The following is a 23,887-nucleotide window of genomic DNA, read 5'->3' on the forward strand; positions in this document are numbered from 1 at the left end:
CACCGCCGCGCGGTCGTCGCCGATGACGGTGTCGGTGCGCACGAGGATCAGAGGTTCTCCAGCAGTGCCGACTTCAACTCGCGGGCCGCGGCCTCGGGGTCGTCGGCCTCGGTGATGGCGCGCACCACCACGATCCGCTCGGCGCCCGCCGCGAGCACCTCCGGCAGCCGCTCGATGTCGATGCCGCCGATGGCGAACCAGGGCCGGGTGGGATGGGCGTCGGCGGTGGAGCGCACCAGATCCGTGCCGGCGGCCTGACGGCCGGGTTTGGTCGGCGTCGCCCACACCGGACCGGTGCAGAAGTAGTCGATGTTCTCGTCCACCGCGGCGAGTCCGGCCTGGGCCCGGTTGTGCGCGGACCGACCGATGACCACGTCCGGTCCGACGATGCGGCGCGCGTACCACGGCGGCAGATCGGCCTGCCCCAAATGCAGCACATCGGCGCCCGCCGCAAGCGCGATATCGGCGCGGTCGTTCACCGCGACGAGTGCGCCGTGGCGCCGGGTGGCCGATTTCAACTCCGCCAGCGCGCCGAGTTCGGCCTTGGCTTCGAGCGGTCCGTATTTCGCCTCACCGGGCGAGCCCTTGTCGCGCAACTGGATGATGTCGACTCCGCCCGCGAGCGCGGCGTCGACGAACCTGCCCAGATCGCCCCGCTCCCGGCGCGCGTCCGTGCACAGATACAGCCGCGCGGTGGCGAGACGGTCCCGCGGCGGCAAGGGTCGCTTGGGTTGGGAGGGTTGCACGCCCTCGACCGTAGCCGCGCTACCGTGGGGATGCGAACAAGGAGGCCAGAAGGCAGGTGGAGAGTATGCGAACGCTGGCCGTCGTCGGTGGCGGCGCCATCGGCCTCGCCATCGCCTGGCGGGCCGCCCACACGGGCTGGTCGGTCACCGTGTTCGATCCCGCGGTGGCCTCGGGCGCGTCCTGGGTTGCCGGCGGGATGCTGGCGCCGCTGTCGGAAGGCTGGCCCGGTGAGGACCGGGTGCTCGAATTCGGCGCGGCCTCGTTGCGCCGCTGGCCCGATTTCGCCGCCGCGCTCGAGGCGGCCACCGGCGTGTCGGTTTTCGTGGCGGACGCCACACTCACCGTCGCACTCGACAGCGCCGACGCGGCGGATCTGCGCACGGTCGCCGACTGGGTGGGCGAACGCGGTCACCGCACCGAACTATTGGACCGGGCCGGGGTGCGCGCCCTCGAACCGGCGCTGGCCCGCACCGTGCGCGCCGGACTGCTCGCCGAGGCCGAACCCGCCGCCGACAACCGGCGGCTACTCGACGCGCTGCGCCGGGCGTGCGCGGATTCGGGGGTCCGTGTCGAGGCGCGGCGGGTGGACGATCTGGACGCACTGTCCTTCGATCAGGTGGTGCTCGCCGCCGGCGCGGCCTCCGCGCGGCTGTCGCCGGATCTGCCGGTGCGGCCGGTCAAGGGCGAGATACTGCGGCTGCGCCATCGCACCGGCGCGGCGCCCGCGCCCGCCAGGGTGATCCGGGCAAGGGTGCGTGGACGCCAGGTGTACCTGGTCCCGCGCGCCGACGGAATCGTCGTCGGCGCAACACAATACGAGGCGGGCTTCGATACGACGGTCACCGTGGGCGGGGTGCGCGACCTCATCGCCGACGCCGAGACGGTGCTGCCCGGCATCGGCGAATACGAATTGGCCGAGGCCGCGGCGGGATCGCGGCCGGGCACCCCGGACAATCTGCCGCTCATCGGCAGGCTCTCGGATCGTGTCGTCGTCGCGACCGGCCACGGCCGCAACGGCATACTCGCGGTGCCGCTCACCGTGGAGGCCACCCTCGCCCTGCTCGCCGACCGGCCGCCGGTCGACGCCGAGGCCGCCGATCCGCGGCGCTTCTCGTCCGGGTCGCAACACTTTTCGAGGGCGGCCGGGCCGTCCGCGTCGTCCGTAGGAGGAGTTCGATGACCGCGACATCAGTCCCGATCGGTGTCACCGTGAACGGGGAGGACCACGAATTCACCGAATCGCTCACCGTCCGTGAGCTTCTGGCCCGTCTGAACCTGCCGTGTCAGGGTGTCGCCCTCGCGGTGGACGGTGCGGTGTTCCCGAAATCGCGATGGGACGAACCGGTCGGACGCGGCTGGAACATCGAGGTGCTGACGGCGGTCCAAGGTGGCTGACCACGACGCGGCGGGTGCGCCGCCGCCGCTGCGGATCGCCGACCGCGAATTCGGTTCGCGGCTCATCATGGGCACCGGCGGCGCGGAATCGCTGAGCGTGCTGGAGGAGGCCCTGCTCGCCTCCGGCACCGAGCTCACCACCGTCGCCATGCGCCGCGTGGACGCCGCGGGCGGCACCGGCGTGCTCGACCTGCTCAAACGACTCGACATCAGCCCGCTGCCCAATACCGCGGGCTGCCGGACCGCCGCCGAGGCCGTGCTCACCGCGCGACTGGCCCGGGAAGCGCTCGACACCGACTGGGTCAAACTCGAGGTCGTCGCCGACGAACGCACCCTCCTGCCCGACCCCATCGAATTGCTCACCGCCGCGGAACAACTCGTCGACGACGGCTTCACGGTCCTGCCCTACACTTCCGACGACCCGATCCTGGCCCGCCGCCTCGAGGAAGCGGGCTGCGCCGCCGTCATGCCGCTCGGCGCCCCCATCGGCACCGGCCTCGGCATCGGCAACCCGCACAATATCGAGATGATCGTCGCCGAGGCGGGCGTGCCCGTCATCCTCGACGCGGGCATAGGCACGGCCAGCGACGCCGCCCTCGCCATGGAACTGGGCTGCTCCGCGGTCCTGCTCGCCACCGCCGTGACCCGAGCCAGACACCCCGCCCGCATGGCCGCCGCCATGGCCGCCGCGGTCCGAGCGGGCTACTTGGCCCGATCGGCGGGCCGAATCCCCAAACGCTTCTGGGCACACCCCTCCTCCCCCACCCTCGACAGCGAGTGAGTGACCGATAGCGCACCGCGACCGGACCTTCGACACGATCGCCCGGTGAACCCCGCCGCCGATGATCCGGCGGCGGGGTTGGACCGGAGCGCCGTGCCGCCGTTCGGGGCAGTCGAATGGGCGGCCGGGGGCGATGAGGGCGGTCGCTCGTCCCGTGAGCTCGGCGGCGTCCGATCCGGGTTCTATCGTGTCGGGCGGTGTGTGAGGGCGTTGTGAGGGTTTCGGGCAGTGGATTCGACTACCCTGCCCGCGGCTCGGGCTATGGCCAGTTCCTCGTTGGTGGGGATCACGAGGATGGGTATCCGGGCCTCGGGTGGGGAGATGTGCCGTGGGGCACGGGATTTCGCGGCGTTGCGGGCGGGGTCGACGGCGATGCCGAATTTGTCGAGGCCTGCCAGGGCGTCGGCTCGGACGTCGGGGCTGTTCTCGCCGACGCCCGCGGTGAAGGTGATGGCGTCGACCTCGCCCAATTCCACCAGGTAGGCGCCGAGATAGCGGCGCAGGCGGTGGACGTAGACGTCGTAGGCGAGGCGGGCGGGCTCGTCGCCCTCCTCGATGAGGCGGCGCAACTCGCGGAAATCGTTGACCCCGCTGAGGCCCTTGAGACCGGCGTCGCGGTTGAGCAGACGGTCGATATCGTCCACGCCCAGATCGGCCGATCGGAGCAGGTGCAGCAGGATGCCGGGGTCGAGATCGCCGCCTCTCGTGCCCATCACCAGCCCCTCCAGCGGGGTCAGGCCCATGGTGGTGTCGACGGGCTTGCCGCGCCGGATGGCCGACGCGGACGCGCCGTTGCCGAGATGGAAGATGATCTGGTCGATATCACCGGGATCGCGGCCGAGCAGGTCGGCGGCCTGTCCGGCGACGTATTCGTGTGAGGTGCCGTGGAATCCGTATTTCCGTATGCCGTACCGCGCGGCGAGATCGGCGTCGATGGCATAGGTCCGGGCGGCGGCGGGCAGACCGTGGAAGAAGGCGGTGTCGAAGACGGCCACCTGCGGCACGTCCGGCAGTAGTTCACGGGCGCTGCGGATTCCGGTGACATTGGCCGGATTGTGCAGCGGGGCGAGATCGGAGAGAGCCTCGATGGTGGCGAGCACCTCGTCGGTGACCAGGGTCGGCTCGTAGAACACCTCGCCGCCGTGGACCACGCGGTGGCCGACCGCGCGCACGCCTGCCTCGGCCAGATCCTGTCCCGACTCGGCGAACATGTCGAACGCCAGCCGCAGACCGGCCTTGTGATCGGGTATCGGACCTTCGTGCTCGACGGTCTTCCCGCCCGACCGGTGCTCGACGGCGCCGGTGTCCTCGCCGATGCGCTCGACGAGTCCCGAAGCCGTGACCGCGCCCGACTCCGGTTCGAGCAGTTGATATTTGATCGAGGACGAGCCGGAATTGACGACCAGGACGAGTGCGCGGTCCGCGGCGTTCACGGTCACAGACCCCGCGCCTGGATCGCGGTGATGGCCACCGTATTGACGATATCGGCGACCAGCGCGCCCCGCGACAGGTCGTTCACCGGTTTGCGCAACCCTTGCAGCACCGGACCGATGGCGATGGCCCCGGCGCTGCGCTGCACGGCCTTGTAGGTGTTGTTGCCGGTGTTCAGATCCGGGAAGACGAAGACGGTCGCGCGACCGGCCACCTCGGAATCGGGAAGCTTCGTCGTGGCCACCGTCGGCTCGATGGCCGCGTCGTACTGGATCGGACCTTCCACCGGCAATTCCGGTGCGCGCTCGCGGACCAGTTCGGTCGCCACCCTGACCTTGTCCACATCGGCGCCGCTGCCGGATTCACCGGTCGAATACGACAGCATCGCCACGCGCGGCTCGATTCCGAAGCGGGCGGCGGTGCACGCGGAGGAGATGGCGATATCGGCCAATTGCTCGGAGGTCGGGTCGGGGACGACGGCGCAGTCGCCGTAGGCCAGCACCCGATCGGCCAGGCACATCAGGAATACGCTCGATACCGTGGACACGCCGGGCACGGTCTTGATGATCTCGAGGGACGGGCGAATGGTGTGCGCGGTGGTGTGCGCGGCACCGGAGACCATGCCGTCGGCGATGCCGCGGTGCACCATCATCGTCCCGAAATAGGAGATATCGCTGACGGTTTCGCGGGCGCGTTCGAGGGTCATGCCTTTGTGCTTGCGCAATTCGGCGTATTCGGCGGCGAAGTCGTCCAGGTGACCCGAGGTCGCCGGACTCAGCACCTCGGCGCCGCCGATGTCGACCCCGAGTTCGGCGGCCCTGGCCCGCACGGAGGTCTCGTCGCCGAGGATCACCAGATCCGCGATCCTGCGCTGGAGCACCCGGCCCGCGGCGCGCAGCACGCGATCGTCGCCGCCCTCCGGCAGCACGATGCGCTTGCGGTCCTCGCGCGCCCATTCGATGAGCTGGTATTCGAACATCTGGGGGGTGACGATGCTGGTGCGCGGAACTTCGATGCGGCGCAACAACTCCGGTGCGTCGACATACTGTTCCATCAGCGCCAGCGCGGTATTGACCTTGCGCGGATTGCCCGCCGACATGCGCCCGCGGGTGCGATAGGCGGCACTCGCGGTGTCGTAGGTGCCGAATCGCGTGGTCAGGATGGGTAGTCGGGGCTTGAGACCCTCCATCAGCCGCGCCACCGCGGGATGCGGCAGCAGACCGCCGTTCATGACGATGCCCGACAGCGACGGGAATCCGGCGGCCTCGTGCGCGTTCACGACGCTGAGCAGCACGTCGGAGCGATCACCCGGAGCGATAACCACCATGCCGTCGCTGAGCCGTTCCAGGATGTGTTCGGCGGTCATGCCGCCCACCATGATCTGCAACGCCTCACGCTGGAGCAGTTCCGGGTCGCCGCTGTACATTTCGCCGTCGACGGCCTGGCACAGCTCGGCCATGGTCGGCGCGATGAGCAGCGGCACTTCCGGCAGCGCCCAGACCGGAACGGCGAAACCGCCGAGGACCGAACGGATCTCGTCGAGGTCGGTGGGTGCGCAGCGGTTGGCGACGATGGCCGTCAGCTGGGCGTGTTCCTGCTGGAGTTCGGCCGCGCACAGTTCGGCGAGCTGCTGCACCTCCGCGGGTCCGCGGCCCGCGCCGCGCACCACGAGCAGCACGGCCGCACCGAGGTTCACCGCGATGCGGGCGTTGTAGCGCAGCTCGCTGGGGCTGGCGACATCGGTGTAGTCGCTGCCGATCACCACGACCGCGTCGCAGGCCTTCGCGACATCGTGGAAGCGCATGACGATCTCGCTGATCGCGGCGTCGGGATCGGCGTGCACCTGTTCATAGGTGACGCCGATCGCCTGCACGTAGTCGATATCGGCCGTGCTGTGCTCGAGCAGCAGTTCCAGGATGTAGTCGGGTTCGTCGGTGGAGCGGGTGATGGGGCGGAACACCCCGACCCGGGCGGTACTGGCGCACAGCATCTGGAGTACGCCGAGCGCGACCGTCGATTTCCCGGTGTCGCCTTCCGGCGATGCGATGTACACGGTGGACGGAGCAGAGTCGGCCATGGTGCCGAGCTTAGTGAGCGAGAGGTTCGCCCGACCCGGGCAACCTGGCAACTATCCGGGAAATCACGTGCGGACCTTCGCGGTCATGGACGGCCGCCGTCACCGATCGCGGCGGCCGTCGTACGGCATATAGTCCGTACATGGCTGAGGCTTTCCCGAATCGACAGTGGGGTTCGCGGACCACGGCGGTCTCGCGCGCGGCCAACAGGTTCGCCGCGACCCGTGCCGGAAGTTGGCTGGTCCGGCGCGTGACGCCGCTGGACCGCGCGGTACTCGAACGCACCGGCGGCAGATATACGATCCTCGGTCCGATCGGCGCGCCGGTCGTGGCGCTCACCACGATCGGCCGCAAATCCGGGCAGCCGCGCACCCAGCCGCTGCTGTACGTGCACGACGGCGACACCCTGTACGTCGTCGGCAGCAATTTCGGCCGAACGCACCATCCGGCCTGGACCTCGAATCTGCTGGCGAATCCGGCGGCCACGGTCGCGATCGCGGGTGAGCGGATTCCGGTGATCGCGACCCCGGTGCCCGAGGCCGACGCCGGCGCGATCTTCGCGCGTTTCGTCGAGCTCACCGGGGCGTACTCCGCCTACCGCGAGCGCACCGATCGGGAGCTGCGGATCTTCGCCCTGACCCGCGCCTGACCGACGAAACCGGATCGGCCGCGGCGATTTCGGCGACTGCCTACCCTGATGCCATGCGGATATCTGTGGCTGCGGATGAACGGGTCGGCGTCGCCGAGGAGGTGCTGCGCGAACTCGAACGGCGCGGGCACCGGGCGCTCGCGCACGGCGCGCTGGCGGAGACCGAACGCGACGATTGGGCGTGGGCCAGCGAGGCCGCGGCGCGCGATGTCGCCGAGGGGCGTGCCGATCAGGGCATCGTGTGCTGTTGGACGGGTACGGGCGCCTCGATCGCGGCGAACAAGGTGCCCGGTGTACGGGCGGCCCTGTGCGCGGACGCCGCGACGGCGAGCGGTGCGCGCAAGTGGAACGACGCGAATGTGCTCGCCCTGAGCCTGCGCACCACCTCGAGCGCCGAACTCACCGAGATCCTGGACGCCTGGTTCGAGGGCGCCCCCAGCGCCGAGGACAGCGACCTGGCGAATATCGCCCACCTGACCGAGATCGAGAATCGGGGCTGACTCACCCGAACGGCCGTGTCGTCCGCCCGACCAGATCGGCCACCGAATCGAGCACCGCGGTCGGGCGGTAGGGATACTGCTCGACCGAGGCGCGTGTGGAGATGCCGCTGGTCACCAGGATCGTGCGCATTCCCGCCTCGAGTCCCGACACCACGTCGGTGTCCATGCGGTCACCGATCATGACCGTGGACTGGGAATGCGCACCGATGCGCCGCAACGCCGACCGCATCATGAGCGGATTCGGCTTGCCGACGTAGTACGGGTCGCGCCCGGTCGCGCGGGTGATGAGCGCGGCCACCGATCCGGTCGCGGGCAGCAGACCCTCGCGCGCGACGGCCCGGTGGCGTCGGGATTGGTGGCGATGAACCGCGCGCCGCGTTCCACCAGGCGAATGGCGGTGGTGATGGCCTCGAACGAGTAGGTGCGGGTTTCGCCGAGCACCACGTAATCCGGATCGCTGTCGGTCAGCACGTAACCGATCTCGTGCAGTGCGGTGGTGAGACCGGATTCGCCGACCACGTAGGCGGTGCCGCCGGGACGCTGATCGTCGAGGAAGGCCGCGGTCGCCAGCGCTGAGGTCCAGATGGCCTCCTCGGGTATGTCGAGCCCGGTGTGGCGCAGGCGGGCTTGCAGATCACGCGGGGTGCGAATGGAATTGTTGGTCAGCACCAAGAAGGGGATCTCCGCGGTCCGCAGCTCGGACAGGAAGTCGTCGGCTCCGGGGATGAGATGGTCCTCGCGCACGAGGACACCGTCCATATCGGTCAGGTAGGACAGGATCGGCTCGTCGTCGGGGGTCACGGGTCGATTATCGGCTACCGCCGCAACGCCGCGGGTTCCCGGTGCGTGAGACCCCGCGCACTCGCGCACACGAAGCTGACTATGGTCGGAGAAGGCCGCGGCACGGCGGTGTCTCGGCGCGAAAGCGACAGGAGTGGCGCACATATGAGCGGTCTCAAACTCGGATACAAGGCGTCGGCGGAACAATTCGGTCCGCGCGAACTGGTGGAAATCGCGGTGCTCGCCGAGGAACACGGACTCGACAGCGCGTCGGTCAGCGACCATTTCCAGCCGTGGCGGCACAAGGGCGGACATGCCCCGTTCTCGCTGTCCTGGATGGCCGCCGTCGGTGAGCGCACCCGGCGAATCCAACTCGGCACCTCGGTGCTCACCCCGACCTTCCGCTACAACCCGGCGGTGATCGCGCAGGCGTTCGCCACCATGGGGTGCCTCTACCCGGACCGGATCATGCTCGGCGTCGGCACCGGCGAGGCGCTCAACGAGATCGCCACCGGCTACACCGGCGAATGGCCGGAGTTCAAGGAGCGCTTCGCGCGGCTGCGCGAGGCGGTCGACCTGATGCGCGCGCTGTGGACCGGTGACCGCACCGATTTCGACGGTCAGTACTACAAGACCGTCGGCGCCTCCATCTACGACGTGCCCAAGGACGGCATACCCGTCTACATCGCGGCGGGCGGGCCGCTGGTCGCCCGGTATGCCGGACGCGCGGGCGACGGCTTCATCTGCACCTCCGGCAAAGGTATGGACCTCTACACCGAGAAGCTCATGCCCGCGGTCGCCGAGGGCGCGGCCAAGGCGAACCGTTCGCTCGGCGACATCGACCGGATGATCGAGATCAAGATCTCCTACGACACCGATCCCGAACTGGCGCTGGAGAATACGCGCTTCTGGGCGCCGCTGTCGCTGACCCCGGAGCAGAAGCACAGCATCACCGACCCCATCGAGATGGAGGCCGCCGCCGACGCGCTGCCGATCGAGCAGATAGCCAAACGCTGGATCGTCGCCGCCGATCCCGACGACGCCGTCGCCAAGATCAAGCCGTATCTGGACGCCGGGCTCAACCACCTGGTCTTCCATGCCCCCGGCCACGATCAGCGCCGATTCCTCGACCTGTTCCAGCGCGATCTCGCCCCCCGGCTGCGCGCGTTGGGCTGACGAGCCGCCAGAGGCCCCCATCGGTCGACGGGGGCCTCTGTCGTATCGGTCCGGCGGTCAGCTCAGTGCGCGGTCCAGATCATCGAGCAGATCCTCGACATCCTCGAGACCGACCGAGATGCGGACGACACCGTCGGACAGACCGATGGTGGCGCGCCCCTCCGGGCCCATCGCGCGATGGGTCGTGGTCGCCGGGTGGGTGATCAGGGATTTGGCGTCGCCGAGGTTGTTGGAGATGTCGACGATGCGCAGGCGGTTGAGCACCTCGAAGGCGCGCTTCTTCGCCTCGTCGGCGGGCGCGTCGAGTTCGAAGGTGACCACGGTGCCGCCACCGCTCATCTGCGCGGTCGCCAGTTCGTACTGCGGATGCGATTCCAGATACGGATAGCGCACCCGGCGCACCGCGGCGCTGTCCTCGAGGTATCGCGCGATCCGCAGCGCCGATTCGGTGGACTGCCGCACCCGCAGCGGCATGGTCTCCAAACCCTTGAGCAGAATCCACGCGTTGAACGGGCTCAGCGCAGGACCGGTGTGGCGCATCAAATTCTTCACCGGGCCGTCGATGTAGTCGCGCTCGCCCAGGATGGCGCCGCCGAGTACGCGCCCTTGGCCGTCGATGTGCTTGGTGCCGGAGTAGACCAGCACATCCGCGCCGAGTTCGAAGCCGCGTTGCAGCAGCGGGGTGGCGAAGACGTTGTCCAGCACCACCTTCGCCCCCGCGGCATGCGCGAGTTCACTCACCCGGCGCACGTCGACCAGTGTCTGCATCGGGTTGGCCGGCGTCTCGAAGAACACCGCGGCCGTGGGCTCCGACAGCGCGCGCTCCCACTGGTCGAGATCCTCGCCGTCGACGAAGACGGTTTCCACCCCCCAGCGCGGCAGGATCTCGTTGCACACCACGAAACAGGAACCGAACAGGCTGCGTGCCGCCACCAACCGGTCGCCCGCCTTCAACAGCGCGCCCAACGCGGTGAAGACCGCCGCCATACCGCTCGCGGTGGCGAAACACGCCTCGGCGCCGTCGAGGAGCCGCATGCGCTCCTCGAACATGGCGACCGTGGGATTGCCGTAGCGGGAGTAGACGAAATGCTCGATGTCGCCGGTGAACGCGGCCTCGGCCGCCTCGGCGCTCTCGTAGACGAAACCGGAGGTCAGATACAGCGCCTCGGCCGTTTCCTCGAACCCTGACCGGCGCAGCCCGCCGCGCACCCCGAGGGTCGCGGGACCGACGCCATCGGGTAGCGGCTTGTCGAAGGCGCCGCCGGTGATCACGACTGCCGCCAGGGCAGTCCGACCGCCCGCCAGCCCTCGGCGCCGCGGTGACCCGAGGCGTCGAGCGCGCCCTCGAAGCCCTGGAGCACGTTGTAGGAGGGCGTGATGCCGAGCCGGGTGGCGACCGCGGCGGCGTTCGCCGAGCGCTGACCCGAGCGACACAGGAACACCACGGGAGCCTCCGCCGCGCGGTCCGCGAGGGCCTTGCCGAGTTGGTCGGCGAATTCCGTATTGCGCACGCCCTGACCGTCGACCCACTCGATCAGGTGGGTCGGCCGGTCGATCGAGCTGGTGTCGGGCACGCCGACGAACCGCCATTCGGCTTCGGTGCGCACATCCACCAGAACCGCGTTCTCGTTGTCGCGCAATATGTCCCACGCCTGCTGCGGGGTGATGTCACCGGCATAACTCATGTCTACCTCCCGTGAATCCGCACTTGCCGCACCAGGTTTCGGTGCGAGGCCAGGTCGTCACCCGGAGCACCCCACCGCGGAGGAGGGTTGCCGACCAGCCAGCCGGGGCTTGGCGCTGGTTCTCATGACCTTGGCAATGAGATTGCCTGGACGACGGTCGCGGTGTCAAACGATTCGGTCACGACACGCGCACCGGTCAACCGCAGACCAGCCACGAATCGCCGGACCGGGTGAAGTTCCAGGTCTCGGTGGTCTCCCGGTCGCCGACCCGCACCGTGACCGCGGCCTCGGCCCGTGCGCCGTTGACGCTCTGATCGGCGACCTTCGGCACCTTCGCGTCGCCCGCGCCCGGTCCTGATCCCGCGAATTGCGCGGCCAGCGGGGTCGCGCCCTCGTCGAATCCCGTGCAGGCGACGCCCGGCGGCGGCAGGACGCGGTTGCGCGCGCTCGCGTAGTTCTGCGCCGCGGCCGCGATCCGATCGGCCTCTGTGACATTTTTCTCAGCGGGCGAGAGCACACCGCCGAGCACGATCGCGACCACCACGAGCAGCGCGAAGATCGCCGCCGCGACGAAGGGCACCATCGTGCGTTTGTCGGTCTGGTCGACCACGATCGGTTCGTCCTCATCCGGGGCGGTCGGCTGCTCGCTCATATACCGATGATCCCTGGTCGGCGGGGATATCCGACGCGCGCCCCCGCCCCGACGCCGTATTCTCCGATCGGCACGACCGACTCGGTCGGCACCGGATCGGGAACTCGTCGAGAGTGGTGGGCTGTGGACATCCGGGTTCTGGGACCGCTGGAGGTCCTGACGGACAACGGGCAGCGGGCGCGGCTCGGCTCACCGAAGCTGCGCACCCTGCTGAGCGTCCTCGTGCTCGCCGACGGCCGCCCGGTCGCGCCGGGCACACTGCTCGACACCCTGTGGGGTGCGCACACGGGCACCGACGCGCAAGCGTCACTGCACACCCACGTATCGAATCTGCGTCGGCTGCTCGAACCCGACCGAACCGGCAGCGCGCCGAGCCGATGGCTCACCTTCGGGCCGCTGGGATACACGCTGACGGTCACTGCCGAAGATGTGGACGCGGGCCGGTTCCTGCCCTTGGTCGGCCGGGCCGAACAAGCCGGGGAACCGACCGAGACCGAGCGGTTGGCGACACAGGCGCTGCAACTGTGGCGCGGCGAGCCGTATCAGGACCTCGATGACCAGACCTCGGTGACCGCGGTCCGCGCGCGGCTCACCGAAGCGCGGGAGCGGGCGCGGGAACTGCGGGTCGGCGCGATCATCGACCAGGGTCGCCACGACGAGGTCCTCGGCGAGTTGGAAGCGTTGACCTTCGAGCATCCGCTGCGGGAACGCCTGTGGGCGCTGCGCGCGCTGGCCCTCTACCGCGGCGGACGGCAGGGCGAGGCGCTCGAAGCGCTGCGTACGGCGCGTCGGATTCTGGATGAGGAACTCGGCGTCGACCCGAGCGAACAACTAGAGACACTCGAGCGCGCGATCCTCGACCAGTCGCCCGCGTTGCTGCCGCACCGCGGGCCGCGCCCGAGTGTGCGCGGCCGGGCCATGGTCGGCAGAGGAACCGAACTGACCGCGTTGGAGGATCTGCTTTCCGTCGCGGCGGCAGGCGTACCGGGATTCGCGCTGATCACCGGTGAACCGGGGATAGGCAAGACCCGGCTCGTCGAGGAAGTGGCGAGCCGGGCGCACGCGCGCGGATTCGCGGTCGCGGTCGGACGGTGCGCGGCCACCGAAGGCGCGCCCGCGTTCTGGCCATGGGTGACGATCCTGGCGCGGCTGGAGGACGCCGTCGCCGCGCTGCCCGCGGAAATTCGCGCGGAACTGCCCGGCGTGGACTCCGCCACCGCCAACGATCCCGAGGGCGCGCGGTTCCGCACCTACGAGGCGGCGGCCCGCGCGCTGACCGCGGGCGGACGGCCGGTGCTCGTGGTGCTCGACGATCTGCACTGGGCGGACCGATCCTCGCTGCGACTGCTGGCCCACCTGGCGCACAGTGTGTCGGAGGGCGAACTCGCCGTGATCGGGACGGCGCGCGAACACCCCGCGCCCGAGGGCGCGCTGGCCGAGGCGTTCGAGGCGCTGGCGCGGCGTCACGCGCTGCGATTCGCGCTCACCGGACTGTCGGTGTCCGACCTGGCCGAACTGGTGCCGACCGGCGCCGATCCCCGGGCATTGCGCGATCGCACCAATGGCAATCCCTTCTTCGTCACCGAATTGCTGCGCTTCATCGACGCCGGATCGAGCCGGCCCGGCACCCTGCCGTTGGGCGTACGCGACGCGGTGCTCGGCCGGGTGAGCGATCTGCCCGCGCCGTCGGCGGAATTGCTGCGGATCGCGGCGGTCACCGGACGCGAATTCGACGCCGCGATCGTCGCGGAGGCCGCCGGACTCGATCTCGACACCGCCCTGGACCGGCTGGAACCGGCGATCACCGCGGGACTGCTCGGACAAGGCCGACCGGGTCGGTTCCTGTTCGTGCACGCGCTGGTGCGCGAGGCGCTGACCGAGGTCGTGCCGCTGTCGCGACGGGCCCGGTTGCACGCCGCGGTCGCCGCGGCCGTCGAATCACGGATCGGCTCATCCTCCGGTGCGGCCGCCGACGCGGCGCATCACTGGTTCCAGGCGATCGCGGCGGGGCATACGACCCGCGCGCGGCGGGCGGCCCGGCGGGCCGCGGAGGAGGCATCGCGGCTGCGCGCCTACGACGACGCCGTCGACCTGCTGGAACGGGCCGCGCGGCTGACGGAGGACGACCTGGGACCGGGCGATCCCGAAACGCTGGACACCCTGTTCGCGCTGGCCGAGGCCAAATTCGGCGCGGGTGACGCGCTCGGACAGCAAACGGTGCTGACCCGGATCCGGCACGCGGCACGGCAGACGGGCGATCGGCGGCGCGGGCTCGCGGCCGCGACCGGCTACGGCGGTCGGATACTGCAACCGTGGCAGGTCTACGGCGATGTCGACCTCGACCTCGTGGCCGATCTGAAGCAGTGGGCCGCCGACGAGACACTCGAGCCTCGGGAGCGCGCGCGGGTCCTGAGCAGTCTGGCCCTGCACGCCTACTACCACCCCGAGTACGGTCCCGCGCACCGCGAGCGCTGGAGCGCGGAGGCGGTGCGGCTGGCCCGCGGCGAGAACGACGCGATCCTGCTCGGCCGGGTGCTGTTCGCCCGCTACTACGCGCTGCTCGACCCGGATTCGACGCGGCACCGTCTCGCGGCGGCCGAGGAGATGGTCCGGGCGGGATCGGCGGCGGGCGATATCGAGCTACATACGCTCGGTCTGACCTGTCAGGGCGGCACGCTGCTGGAATTGTGCCGTGTATCGGAGGCGCTCCCGGTGCTGGCCGCGGCCGAGCGGTCGATCGACCGCACGCACATGCCCTATCTCCGGGTCATGCTCGGCTGGCTGCGGCTCGGCCTGTTCGTGCACCGCGGCGACCTGGAGGGTGCACAGGCGCTGCTCGCGGCCACCGAGGCCGAACACCGCGCCACCTCCATGTGGGGTGCGGAATCGAGCACGATGGGCGCCGCCTACCAGGTCTCGCTGCTGCGTCTGCGCCTCGAGAAGCCGGCCACCCCTGCGCCGCTGGGTGATCTGTCCGCTGTCCGACTCGACGAGTACACCGCGGACGGCCATGCCCACTACCTGGTCACCGCGGGCGACGTGGCGGGGGCTCGGCAGGCGCTGGGTCCGTGGGAGCGGCAACCACCGCTGCCCAAGACCTTCGTCTATCTGTTCTGGCTGGTGATCCGTTGCGAGGTGTGGGCGGCACTCGGCGATCGACAGGCTTGCGAGGATCTGTATCGGGAGGCCACGCCGTACGCCGACCTGATGGGAATCGCCGGGCTCAGCCTCCTGATGTGGCCGGTCAGCCGGTCGCTGGCCCAGTTGGCGACGGCGCTGGGCGATACCGACTCGGCACGGCGCCACGCCGAGCACGCCGAGCGCGTGGAGGCTCAACTCCGGCGCCCCCACAGGTAGGCCATGCGTCGGCGATAGCGGCCGTAGCCGAGCGCGCGGACGAGCAGCATCGGTTTCGGCGCGGAATCGCGCAGGTATGTCTCCACCTCGGGCGGCAATTCGAAGGTCATCCAGCTGAGCAGCGTGAACACCTGCCCCGGGCGGTATTGCTTCATCAGTCCCCGGTGCATCCGCTCGTCTTCCTCCGGGGTGATGTGGGCCATCATCAGCGGGATGCCGTCGGTCTCCTCGTGGGCCAGATGCGCGCCGAGGGCGTCGGCCAGCCGGCGCAGCGCCGTCATGAGCCGCTCGCGACCCGCTTCGGTGGGCCGGTCGGCGAATGCGCGGAAGGCCGCGGCGCTCTCGGCGACCCATTCGTCACAGGCCGCGTGTTCGGCCTCGAGCGCGTCGATGGCGCCGATCGCGTGCGGCGCGCGCTCGCGCAGCCGCGGCCAGACCAATTCGTCCTCGGCACCGTGGTGGTGACGCAGGACGAACAGCACCCAGGCGTGGTGGTCGCGCAGCGCGCCGATTCGTCTGCGCTCCCCGAGCCCGATGCCGCCGACCGTGGTCAGCAGACGGCCGAGATCGCGACGGAACCCGTAGTGCGCCAGGTACATATTGCTCATATCGAGCGGACCCGGCGTAGTGGCGGCCTGACCGGGCAGCGTGATCTGTGGCGTATTCGCGTATTCGCTGGTGAACAATGTCTTTTCCTCTCGTTCCGTGGACGGGGTCATGTTGGATCGCCCGACTCGAGCGGATCTCGAGTCGTCGCCTCGAGTGCGACTCGAGTCCGATTCCTAGCGTTTCGGCCATGACATCCCCGCTCCCGACAGCCCCGATCCCGCTTTCCGCCTTCCGCGACGCCGTCGTGTGCGCCTACACCTCGTTGACCCGCACGGGGCGACCGATCACCTGGCCGGTCACGCCCTATCTCGGTCCGAACGGCACCGTCGACATCACCACCGGTCTCGCCTATCCGGACAAGGCCGAACGCGCCCGCCATGACGCGCGCGTCGCCCTGTTGCTCGCGGACGAGTCGACGGCCGTGCTCGTCCAGGGGGTCGCGGCCGTGCGCGACGCCGACCTACAGGCCAATGCCGACCGCTACCTGCGCGAGTCGCTCGCCAAGATTCCGCAGACCGTCGAGGGCATGCCCCGTTTCCTGCTGGAACGCTCGGCCTGGTACTTCGCGCGGATCTACGTCCAGGTGACCCCGCGCCGAATCGTCTGGTGGCCCGATGGCGACCTGTCGGCCGCGCCGAGCACGTGGACCTGTGCGCCCGGCACCGAATTCCCGGCCTCCGATCCCGCACCGCGGGGTCCGCGGCTGCCGCGGCGTTCCGCGCCGCCACCCGACTGGCGTCCGTTCGCCGACCGGGCCCGCCGTCTCGGCATGCCGGTGGTGTCGCTGACAGCCGACGGCGACCCGGCGACCGTGCCGGTGCGCGCCTGCTCGCCGACACCGGACGGCTACGACCTACGCCTGCCCGCGGGGGTGCCCGCGCGGTCCGGCCCGGTGTGCCTGACCTTCCACCGCCACGGGCCCGCGATGAGCTGGCAGGAGAACGTGGTTCTGGTCGGTACGGCCGAAGCGCAGGGCGCCGACGGACTCGCGGTCGGGATCGAACGCGCGCTGCCCGACTGGAGTCTGCCCGCGAATCCGTTGCGGCGGGCCCGTTCCCTGCTCGGCCACCGACGGCAACTCGTGCGGCGGGTGACGGCCGAGGCGGCGCGGCGCGGCGCCGCGGTGCCGAGAATTCGCCGTCCGGTGGGGTGAGGCGGCCGATCCGCGAAGCGAGCGGTTGTCATGGCGAAATGACATCGAACATGGCAACCGTCCGGTTCGCGGACACCCCCGGGGGTCGACCCCGAACCAACCGATAGAATTGCCGGACTGCTGCCTGCTGTCATAGCCGAAACAACAGTCGCATTACGTGAGCCGGTGAGCGACACGGGCGCGGTCGAGAGTATCCGTCCACGGATGTTTTCAGTGGCCGCGTAAACTTAGCCTAAGCTAAGAAATGTCAGGAATTTCGACCACAAGGGTGCGCGTAACAGATGACCGAACAGACTCCAGCTACACGCCCGCTCCGTATCGCGATCGTGGGCGCGGGCCCGGCAGGCATCTACGCCGCCGACGCACTGATGAAATCCGACGCCGAGGTCAGCATCGACCTCTACGAACGCATGCCCGCACCATTCGGACTCATCCGCTACGGCGTCGCACCCGACCACCCACGCATCAAAGGCATCATCACCGCCCTGCACAAAGTCCTCGACAAAGACCAAGTACGACTACTCGGCAACATCGAATACGGCACCGACATCACCCTCACCGACCTACGCCGCTTCTACGACGCGGTCATCTTCTCCACCGGCGCCAACGCCGACCGCGCCCTCGACATCCCCGGCATCGACCTCGACGGCTCCCACGGCGCCGCCGACTTCGTCTCCTGGTACGACGGACACCCCGACGTCCCCCGCACCTGGCCACTGGACGCGGAGAAAGTCGCCGTCCTCGGCGTCGGCAACGTCGCACTCGACGTCGCCCGCGTCCTGGCCAAAACCGGCGACGAACTCCTACCCACCGAAATCCCACCCAACGTCTACGCCGGACTCAAAGCCAACAAAGCACTCGAAGTCCACGTCTTCGGCCGCCGCGGCCCCGCCCAAGCCAAATTCACCCCCCTCGAACTACGCGAACTCGACCACTCCCCCACCATCGAAGTCATCGTCGACCCCCAAGACATCGACTACGACGAAGGCTCCGAAGCCGCACGACGACACTCCAAACAAGTCGACATGGTCGCCAACACCCTCGAACAATGGGCCATCCGCGACCAAGGCCACCGCCCACACAAACTGTTCCTGCACTTCTTCGAATCCCCCACCGAAATCCTCGGCGACGACAACGGCAAAGTCATCGGACTACGCACCGAACGCACCCGACTCGACGGCACCGGCAACGTCGAAGGCACCGGCCTCATCAAACACTGGGACATCCAAGCCGTCTACCGCGCCGTCGGCTACCTCTCACACAACATCGACGACCTACCCTTCGACGACCAAGCAGGCACCGTACCCAACGAAGCCGGCCGCGTACTCGCCGACGAGAACGCCGACGGCCCCGACCGCTACCTACCCGCCACCTACGTCACCGGCTGGATCAAACGCGGCCCCGTCGGACTCATCGGCCACACCAAAGGCGACGCCAACGAAACCGTCGCCTGCCTACTCGACGACAGCGTGAACTTCACCCCCGCCCGAAACCCCGAACCCGAAGCCGTCACCGAATTCCTCGAAACCAAAGCCATCCCCTTCACCACCTGGCAAGGCTGGTACCGCCTCGACGCACACGAACGCGCACTCGGCCAACCCGAAGGCCGCGAACGCGTCAAAGTCGTCGAACGCGAAGACATGCTGCGCGCCAGCGAACCGCACAAGGTCTGATACGGACCGCTGCCGAGGCGGTCGCGAATTCGGGTCACCGCCCGGCAGCGGAAACTCCACCGCTGAGGCATTCTGTACAAGTGTTCGATGCCCATGTCCACATCTTCGACCCGCGGTTCCCGCTGGCCGAGAACGACGGCTACCTTCCCGCCCCGTTCACCATCGCGGACTACCGAAAGCGCATGTCGCGCTTCGATATCCGCGGCGGAGCCGTGGTCAGCGGCTCCTTCCAGGGCACCGACCAGACCTATCTGAAGGCAGCGCTGGCCGAATTGGGCGAGGGCTGGGTCGGGGTCACCGCGCTCGACCTGGAAGCCACCGACGAGGAGATCCTCGAACTCGACCGCATCGGCGTGCGCGCCCTGCGCTTCAACGTCAAGCGGGCCGCCGCCGACATCACCGCCATGACCTTGCAGGCGTTGCGCGCCCACGACATCGCGGGCTGGCACGTCGAGGTCTATATCGACGGCAAGATGCTGACCTCGCTGCAACCGGTCATCTCCAAACTGCCGTCGTTCTCCATCGACCATCTGGGCATGTCCGGTGAGGGTCTGCGCTATCTGCTCGATCTCGTGGATCGCGGAGCACGGGTCAAGGCAACGGGTTTCGGGCGCGTGGACATGAATATCGCCGATACGCTGCGCCGTATCCACGCGGTCAATCCGCAAGCGCTCATGTTCGGCACCGACCTGCCCGGCACCCGCGCGGGCCGCCCGTTCCGGGATTCCGATGTCGACCTCATCTGCGATGTCGTCGGCACCGATATGTTCGCCGTGCTCGAGGACAACGCGCGCGCCTTCTACCGGCTGCCGCGGAACCCGCCCATGCCGCGACCGCCGCATCGCGACGACTCACCGACGCTGCCCCTGCGCCGCGACCAACTGCCGTCGCTGCCGCCCGACGACACGATTCCGCTGCCGATCGTGGAACGCTGAGCGCTCAGACGGCGATCGCTCCGGCCACCCACACCCCGGTCGCGAGCAGGCCGCCGAGCAGTTCGACGAGCATGGACAAGCCGACGCCCTTGAGCGCGTGTTTGGTTGCAGGCCAAGCCATTTCGTTCGTCTTGAGCCTTTGCAGTTCCGAAAGATAGACACCGACGACGAAACCGACGAACAGTCCGACGAGCGGAACCACGAAGAATCCGACGATGCCGAGCACCGCGCCGACCAGCAGCGCCCGATTCGACACGCCCGCTTCCTTCATCCGACGCCCCGGCCAGGTGTATTTGATCACACCCGACACCACGAGGAACGCGGTCGCCACGCCGAACACCGCCCAGGCCGTCGCCCCGCCGGTGACGAACGCCCACACCGCGATGGCCGCGAAGATCAGGATCACTCCCGGCAGCACCGGCACGACGATCCCCACCAGCCCGACCAGGACGACCAGCCCGACGACGATCTCTCCCCACACGCTCACCGTTGATCCTCCGAGTACCGCGCCGAGTGCATTCACCGAGAATTCTCACCCATCCACACCCCACCCGCACACCGACCGGGACATATCGGACCAACGAGTCGATCGCCCTGCGCCGTCACATATTTGCCACACGGTGTCTACACTCGTCGGAGCGGCCTCTTAGTACCGGAATCTCGCGGTAACGATTAGGCGACTTCGCGAGTTAGCCACATGTGTTCTGCGGCTATGATGTTGAGGTCCGTCACCGGTGACGGCGGCGAAGTACGGTACTCGCCCAGCGTTCGGACCGAATCAGATGCGACGAGATCCACCGATTGCGTGTTCGGCGATTTTCCTGTTCGGCGATCTTCCTGTTCGGCGATGAGAGGTGACCGACCACCTCGGCAACCGATCGGCCTCGCGTGGGACGGACCCTCGCCTCGTCATCCGGCGCCGTCGGGATCGCGCTCGCCGGGCGGAGGGCGAGGGCCGGATGCGACGTTGAGTCCTATGGCGCAGGCGACTATGAGCGACCCACCGAGAATGCCGGTGGGGGTGGGGATCTGGCGGTAGAACAGGACACCGAACAGTAGGCCCCAGACACATTCGACGGTGAGAAGGTTGCCGCCTCGGACTGCGTCCACGTGTTCGAAGCCGTAGTTGACGAGATAGACGTTCAGGGCGTTGAGGATTCCGGCCACGCCGACGGCTGCCCAGAGAATGGCCGGCGAATCGGACACGTGCGGGATGCCCTCGCCGCCGAGAGCCGATGCCGATGCCACGCCTATCACGCCGAAACCCACTGTGAACGTGGTTATCTCGTAGTTGTTCAGGGTACCGTCGTGCCAGTCGCGGCCGAGGTAGCCGATCGACAGGGCGATCACGGCGAGCAATGCGATCAGGTTCCCGCGGTTCCACGCTCCCGCGACATCGAATCCGCCACCCGACAGGATCGCCGCGCCCACAGCGGATCCCGCGATACTGCCGACTCCGGTGCGGGTGGCCCGTACCCGGCCGAGCAGTAGGCCGAGCGCGGGCACCAGGGGCAGGGCGGCGATGAACGAGACGTCGGCGACCGTGCTCACGGTGGCCGCCTCGGCGAACAGCGTCGTGCCGAGTACGTAGATGAGTACGGCACGGATCGTGAGCACCGCCCATTCGCGGGCACGGATGCTCGTGACGAGACGCCAGCGGATCAGTCGGGCGAAGACGACGACAGTGATCACGAAGGCCGCGCTCGTGCGCAGATACACCTGCTGCGCGATGGTGAACCCGCCGTCCAGGTATCGGGCGAACACCGTGAGCATCGCGAAGGACGCCGTCAGCAGAACCAGCGCCGCGACACCGCGCGAATCAGCGTTCGATGGTCCTATGCGGCTCAGCGTACTCGGCGGCGCTCCACCCGGCCGATACCCGAATATCGTGCGCGGATGCTCCGGGAAGCGGGGCGTCCGTGTTGCACTGGAACCATGTCCCCCGCGTCCAACCCCGAATTCCGTGTCAAACGTGCCTACGACGCGCCCGAAACCGCCGACGGGAGACGCGTGCTGGTCGACCGGCTGTGGCCGCGCGGCGTGCGGAAGGAATGGGCCCACATCGACAGCTGGCCGAAGGCGCTCACCCCGTCGACCGAACTGCGGCGCTGGTTCCACGCGGAGCCGGGACGCCGCCCGGAATTCGAGCACCGCTATCGAATCGAGCTGTCCACCCCGGAGGCCGAGGCGGAATTGGCGAATTTGCGCGCGGCGGCCGCGGACGGGCCGGTCACCCTGGTCACCGCGGTGCGCGATGCGGAGCACAGCCACGTGCCGGTGCTGCTGTCGGTCCTGCGATCGGGTTGAGCGACGGCCCGGGGCGGTGGATCGGCGACGGCACTATTGTCATACTGTCAATATCCCCGGGATGACTCCACGGGACGGCACCGGGACGCCGGTGCGCTGGATCGACGACGAACCGAGGTAAGGCGTGAGCACAGAATCCACCGCCACCGCACAGGGCCCGCTCGCGGGCGTCAAAGTACTCGAGCTGGCCGGCATCGGCCCCGGCCCGCACGCCGCGCTGCTGCTGGCCGATCTCGGCGCGGACGTGGTCCGGGTACAGCGGCCGAATCTGCTGCCCGGCTACATGGAGCGGGCGCAGTGGCGCGGACGCACCATCGTCGAGGCCAATTTGAAGGACCCCGCCGATATCGAGCGGGTACTCGATCTCGTCGACAAGGCCGATGTCCTCATCGAGGGATTCCGCCCCGGGGTCACCGAACGCATGGGACTGGGCCCGGACGAGACGCTGGCCCGCAATCCGAGGCTCGTCTACGCCCGCATGACCGGCTGGGGCCAGTACGGCCCGATGGCCGATCGCGCCGGACACGACATCAACTACATCTCGCTTACCGGTGTGCTGCACGCCATCGGCCGCAAGGGCGAACGGCCGGTCCCGCCGCTGAACATGGTCGGCGATTTCGGCGGCGGCTCGATGTTCCTGGTCTTCGGTGTCCTCGCGGCGCTGGTCGAACGGCAGACCTCGGGTAAGGGACAGGTCATCGACGCGGCCATGGTGGACGGCGCGCTTGCGCTGTCGCACATGATCTGGGGTATGCGCGGGGTGGGCCTGTGGTCGGACGAACGCGGCACCAACCTGCTCGACACCGGCATGGCCTTCTACGACACCTACGAGACCTCCGACGGCAAGTACATGGCCGTCGGCGCCATCGAACCGCAGTTCTACGCCGAACTGTTGAAGGGCCTCGAGATCGACACGGAAGGTCTGCCGAACCAGATCGACCCCAACGGTCAGGATCAGCTGAAGAAGCTGTTCACCGAGAAGTTCAAGACCAGGACCCGCGACGAGTGGGCGGCGATCTTCGAGGGCACCGACGCCTGCACCACCCCGGTGCTCACCTTCACCGAGGCCGAGCAGAATCCGCATATCGTGGCGCGCACCGGCCTGGTCGACATCGGCGGCATCGTGCAGCACGCGCCCGCGCCGCGCTTCTCGCGCACCCCCGCCGCCATCCCGACCCCGCCGCCCACCGAGGCGACCCCGTTCGACGCGGTCTGGACGGACTGAGCGCCACCGCGCGGCGGACACGGAACCGTCCGGCCCGCCGCGCGGTCCTCAGTGCCTGGTCCAATCGGGCTGGGCGAAATCGGCGATGCGCGCTCGCGCGGGATCGCGCCCGAGCAGAAGCACCTCGCGGAACTGCCAGAGCATGGCGCCGGTCGGCGCGTGGATGGTCATATCCGGCGCCAGTCGCATCTGGAGCAGCCCGTGTCCGGGCGCGACGGTGGGCGAGACATCCCGCGGCAAATCGGCCTGGCGGACTGCCGCGCCCGCGGGCACCCAGCGCGGCACGTCGTCGGCGGCCAAGCGGCCGAGATCCACCCTGTGCACCGAATGCACCTCGTCCGTACTCGGTTCGAGCGCCGAGGTGTCGGCGAGGGCGGCGACGAACGGGGTGATGACGAATCCGGAGGCGGCCGGGAAGTCGTCGAGTCGGCCGAGCAGGTCCGACGGCGCGGCCGTCAGCGAGAGTTCTTCGCGCAGTTCGCGAATCGCCGCCTGCGCCGCGGTCTCCCCGGCATCGAGCCGCCCGCCCGGCAGCGCCCACTGGCCCGCGTTGCGGCCGCGGTAGGCGCGCTTGATGACCAGTACCGCGGGTTGCCCGTCCGGGGCGGCGACCACGCACAACAGCACCGCGGCGCGGCGGATATCGGATGCGTCGGGAACCTCGAGATAGGGGAACGCGGCGAGTCGGGCGCTCGCCGACTCACGGAACTCTTCGACGTCGACGGGGACATGAGATCCCGACAGTGGAGCCATTCTT

The 23,887-nt window shown here is 69.0% G+C and carries 22 protein-coding genes, 1 pseudogene and 1 riboswitch; of the genes and pseudogenes, 12 read left to right on the forward strand and 11 right to left on the reverse strand.

Going from position 1 to position 23,887, the window contains the following annotated elements; translation table 11 throughout:
* Window positions 1–47: 47 nt before the first annotated feature.
* On the reverse strand, window positions 48–746 hold the full coding sequence (thiE, locus tag APZ21_RS06840; protein WP_054812371.1) for a thiamine phosphate synthase: 699 nt from the start codon (window positions 744–746) through the stop codon (window positions 48–50).
* 65 nt (window positions 747–811) lie between these two features.
* Here thiE and thiO point away from each other — a divergent pair, with 65 nt between their 5' ends.
* The 3 genes from thiO to thiG are packed head-to-tail and all read left to right on the forward strand — an operon-like array spanning window position 812 to window position 2,923.
* Window positions 812–1,927 (forward strand): glycine oxidase ThiO, encoded by a 1,116-nt coding sequence (gene thiO / locus APZ21_RS06845; protein WP_054812432.1) that lies wholly within the window; start codon window positions 812–814, stop codon window positions 1,925–1,927.
* Complete coding sequence (gene thiS / locus APZ21_RS06850) at window positions 1,924–2,142, forward strand: sulfur carrier protein ThiS (RefSeq protein WP_054812372.1); 219 nt, start codon at window positions 1,924–1,926, stop codon at window positions 2,140–2,142. Before thiO ends, thiS begins: the two co-directional genes overlap by 4 nt.
* Window positions 2,135–2,923 carry a thiazole synthase gene (gene thiG, locus APZ21_RS06855; protein ID WP_054812373.1) on the forward strand — a complete coding sequence of 263 codons (789 nt, stop codon included), beginning with the start codon at window positions 2,135–2,137 and terminating at the stop codon, window positions 2,921–2,923. Before thiS ends, thiG begins: the two co-directional genes overlap by 8 nt.
* A 182-nt stretch (window positions 2,924–3,105) precedes the next feature.
* Here the strand turns inward: thiG and APZ21_RS06860 are convergent, their stop codons facing one another.
* Window positions 3,106–4,356, reverse strand: coding sequence for an acetate kinase (locus tag APZ21_RS06860; RefSeq protein ID WP_054812433.1), 1,251 nt, complete (start codon window positions 4,354–4,356; stop codon window positions 3,106–3,108).
* A 2-nt stretch (window positions 4,357–4,358) separates the two neighbouring features.
* Window positions 4,359–6,431, reverse strand: a complete 2,073-nt coding sequence (gene pta, locus APZ21_RS06865) for a phosphate acetyltransferase (protein WP_054812374.1) — start codon at window positions 6,429–6,431, stop codon at window positions 4,359–4,361.
* 140 nt (window positions 6,432–6,571) lie between these two features.
* Here pta and APZ21_RS06870 point away from each other — a divergent pair, with 140 nt between their 5' ends.
* On the forward strand, window positions 6,572–7,078 hold the full coding sequence (locus APZ21_RS06870; protein ID WP_054812375.1) for a nitroreductase family deazaflavin-dependent oxidoreductase: 507 nt from the start codon (window positions 6,572–6,574) through the stop codon (window positions 7,076–7,078).
* A gap of 53 nt (window positions 7,079–7,131) precedes the next feature.
* A complete protein-coding gene (locus tag APZ21_RS06875; RefSeq protein ID WP_054812376.1) occupies window positions 7,132–7,578 on the forward strand; it encodes an RpiB/LacA/LacB family sugar-phosphate isomerase in 447 nt (148 codons plus the stop codon).
* Between the two features lies 1 nt (window position 7,579).
* On the opposite strand, the pseudogene APZ21_RS06880 reads toward APZ21_RS06875, so the two are convergent.
* A pseudogene (locus APZ21_RS06880) lies at window positions 7,580–8,337 on the reverse strand (HAD-IIA family hydrolase).
* Window positions 8,338–8,523: 186 nt separating this feature from the next.
* Here APZ21_RS06880 and fgd point away from each other — a divergent pair.
* Window positions 8,524–9,534 carry a glucose-6-phosphate dehydrogenase (coenzyme-F420) gene (gene fgd, locus APZ21_RS06885; RefSeq protein ID WP_054812377.1) on the forward strand — a complete coding sequence of 337 codons (1,011 nt, stop codon included), beginning with the start codon at window positions 8,524–8,526 and terminating at the stop codon, window positions 9,532–9,534.
* Between the two features lie 57 nt (window positions 9,535–9,591).
* Here the strand turns inward: fgd and APZ21_RS06890 are convergent, their stop codons facing one another.
* The 3 genes from APZ21_RS06890 to APZ21_RS06900 form a co-directional block, all read right to left on the reverse strand.
* Window positions 9,592–10,806 carry an O-succinylhomoserine sulfhydrylase gene (locus APZ21_RS06890; RefSeq protein WP_054812378.1) on the reverse strand — a complete coding sequence of 405 codons (1,215 nt, stop codon included), beginning with the start codon at window positions 10,804–10,806 and terminating at the stop codon, window positions 9,592–9,594.
* Window positions 10,803–11,219: a rhodanese-like domain-containing protein gene (locus APZ21_RS06895; RefSeq protein ID WP_054812379.1), complete on the reverse strand. Its 417-nt coding sequence runs from the start codon at window positions 11,217–11,219 to the stop codon at window positions 10,803–10,805. Before APZ21_RS06895 ends, APZ21_RS06890 begins: the two co-directional genes overlap by 4 nt.
* A 14-nt stretch (window positions 11,220–11,233) precedes the next feature.
* A riboswitch (SAM riboswitch) is annotated at window positions 11,234–11,349 on the reverse strand.
* A gap of 66 nt (window positions 11,350–11,415) precedes the next feature.
* Window positions 11,416–11,871: an Rv0361 family membrane protein gene (locus APZ21_RS06900; protein WP_054812380.1), complete on the reverse strand. Its 456-nt coding sequence runs from the start codon at window positions 11,869–11,871 to the stop codon at window positions 11,416–11,418.
* A 123-nt stretch (window positions 11,872–11,994) separates the two neighbouring features.
* On the opposite strand from APZ21_RS06900, the gene APZ21_RS06905 reads away from it, so the two are divergent.
* Window positions 11,995–15,228 (forward strand): ATP-binding protein, encoded by a 3,234-nt coding sequence (locus APZ21_RS06905; RefSeq protein ID WP_054812381.1) that lies wholly within the window; start codon window positions 11,995–11,997, stop codon window positions 15,226–15,228.
* On the opposite strand, the gene APZ21_RS06910 is transcribed toward APZ21_RS06905, so the two are convergent.
* A complete protein-coding gene (locus tag APZ21_RS06910; RefSeq protein ID WP_162240311.1) occupies window positions 15,204–15,914 on the reverse strand; it encodes a hemerythrin domain-containing protein in 711 nt (236 codons plus the stop codon). The two genes, APZ21_RS06905 and APZ21_RS06910, sit on opposite strands and share 25 nt — an antisense overlap.
* Window positions 15,915–16,024: 110 nt before the next feature.
* Here APZ21_RS06910 and APZ21_RS06915 point away from each other — a divergent pair, with 110 nt between their 5' ends.
* The 3 genes from APZ21_RS06915 (at window position 16,025) to APZ21_RS06925 (ending at window position 19,598) form a co-directional block, all read left to right on the forward strand.
* The gene (locus tag APZ21_RS06915; RefSeq protein ID WP_054812383.1) at window positions 16,025–16,990 is read left to right on the forward strand and encodes a pyridoxamine 5'-phosphate oxidase family protein; all 966 of its coding nucleotides are present in this window, start codon (window positions 16,025–16,027) and stop codon (window positions 16,988–16,990) included.
* Between the two features lie 281 nt (window positions 16,991–17,271).
* Window positions 17,272–18,663 (forward strand): FAD-dependent oxidoreductase, encoded by a 1,392-nt coding sequence (locus APZ21_RS06920; protein ID WP_054812384.1) that lies wholly within the window; start codon window positions 17,272–17,274, stop codon window positions 18,661–18,663.
* Window positions 18,664–18,743: 80 nt separating this feature from the next.
* A complete protein-coding gene (locus APZ21_RS06925) occupies window positions 18,744–19,598 on the forward strand; it encodes an amidohydrolase family protein (RefSeq protein WP_054812385.1) in 855 nt (284 codons plus the stop codon).
* 4 nt (window positions 19,599–19,602) lie between these two features.
* Here APZ21_RS06925 and APZ21_RS06930 read toward each other — a convergent pair whose 3' ends face one another.
* Window positions 19,603–20,085, reverse strand: a complete 483-nt coding sequence (locus tag APZ21_RS06930) for a DUF456 domain-containing protein (RefSeq protein WP_054812386.1) — start codon at window positions 20,083–20,085, stop codon at window positions 19,603–19,605.
* 422 nt (window positions 20,086–20,507) lie between these two features.
* Entirely contained in the window at window positions 20,508–21,371 is an 864-nt protein-coding gene (locus APZ21_RS06935; protein WP_054812387.1) for a DMT family transporter, read from the reverse strand.
* A gap of 162 nt (window positions 21,372–21,533) precedes the next feature.
* Between APZ21_RS06935 and APZ21_RS06940 the strand changes: the two genes are divergently transcribed.
* Complete coding sequence (locus APZ21_RS06940) at window positions 21,534–21,905, forward strand: DUF488 domain-containing protein (RefSeq protein ID WP_054812388.1); 372 nt, start codon at window positions 21,534–21,536, stop codon at window positions 21,903–21,905.
* Between the two features lie 124 nt (window positions 21,906–22,029).
* Window positions 22,030–23,130, forward strand: coding sequence for a CaiB/BaiF CoA transferase family protein (locus APZ21_RS06945; RefSeq protein ID WP_054812389.1), 1,101 nt, complete (start codon window positions 22,030–22,032; stop codon window positions 23,128–23,130).
* A 48-nt stretch (window positions 23,131–23,178) separates the two neighbouring features.
* Here the strand turns inward: APZ21_RS06945 and APZ21_RS06950 are convergent, their stop codons facing one another.
* Window positions 23,179–23,883, reverse strand: a complete 705-nt coding sequence (locus APZ21_RS06950; protein ID WP_054812390.1) for an NUDIX hydrolase — start codon at window positions 23,881–23,883, stop codon at window positions 23,179–23,181.
* Window positions 23,884–23,887: the final 4 nt, after the last annotated feature.

It is taken from the genome of Nocardia arizonensis (assembly GCF_001310275.1).
GTDB lineage: Bacteria > Actinomycetota > Actinomycetes > Mycobacteriales > Mycobacteriaceae > Nocardia > Nocardia arizonensis.

Excerpts from the sequence above, each read along its gene's own strand:
- thiO (WP_054812432.1), top strand. The coding sequence starts at position 812 with ATGCGAACGCTGGCCGTCGTCGGTGGCGGCGCCATCGGCCTCGCCATC.
- thiS (WP_054812372.1), top strand. The coding sequence starts at position 1,924 with ATGACCGCGACATCAGTCCCGATCGGTGTCACCGTGAACGGGGAGGAC.
- pta (WP_054812374.1), bottom strand. The coding sequence starts at position 6,431 with ATGGCCGACTCTGCTCCGTCCACCGTGTACATCGCATCGCCGGAAGGC.
- APZ21_RS06870 (WP_054812375.1), top strand. The coding sequence starts at position 6,572 with ATGGCTGAGGCTTTCCCGAATCGACAGTGGGGTTCGCGGACCACGGCG.
- APZ21_RS06875 (WP_054812376.1), top strand. The coding sequence starts at position 7,132 with ATGCGGATATCTGTGGCTGCGGATGAACGGGTCGGCGTCGCCGAGGAG.
- fgd (WP_054812377.1), top strand. The coding sequence starts at position 8,524 with ATGAGCGGTCTCAAACTCGGATACAAGGCGTCGGCGGAACAATTCGGT.
- APZ21_RS06895 (WP_054812379.1), bottom strand. The coding sequence starts at position 11,219 with ATGAGTTATGCCGGTGACATCACCCCGCAGCAGGCGTGGGACATATTG.
- APZ21_RS06900 (WP_054812380.1), bottom strand. The coding sequence starts at position 11,871 with ATGAGCGAGCAGCCGACCGCCCCGGATGAGGACGAACCGATCGTGGTC.
- APZ21_RS06915 (WP_054812383.1), top strand. The coding sequence starts at position 16,025 with ATGACATCCCCGCTCCCGACAGCCCCGATCCCGCTTTCCGCCTTCCGC.
- APZ21_RS06920 (WP_054812384.1), top strand. The coding sequence starts at position 17,272 with ATGACCGAACAGACTCCAGCTACACGCCCGCTCCGTATCGCGATCGTG.
- APZ21_RS06935 (WP_054812387.1), bottom strand. The coding sequence starts at position 21,371 with ATGCTCACGGTGTTCGCCCGATACCTGGACGGCGGGTTCACCATCGCG.
- APZ21_RS06940 (WP_054812388.1), top strand. The coding sequence starts at position 21,534 with ATGTCCCCCGCGTCCAACCCCGAATTCCGTGTCAAACGTGCCTACGAC.
- APZ21_RS06950 (WP_054812390.1), bottom strand. The coding sequence starts at position 23,883 with ATGGCTCCACTGTCGGGATCTCATGTCCCCGTCGACGTCGAAGAGTTC.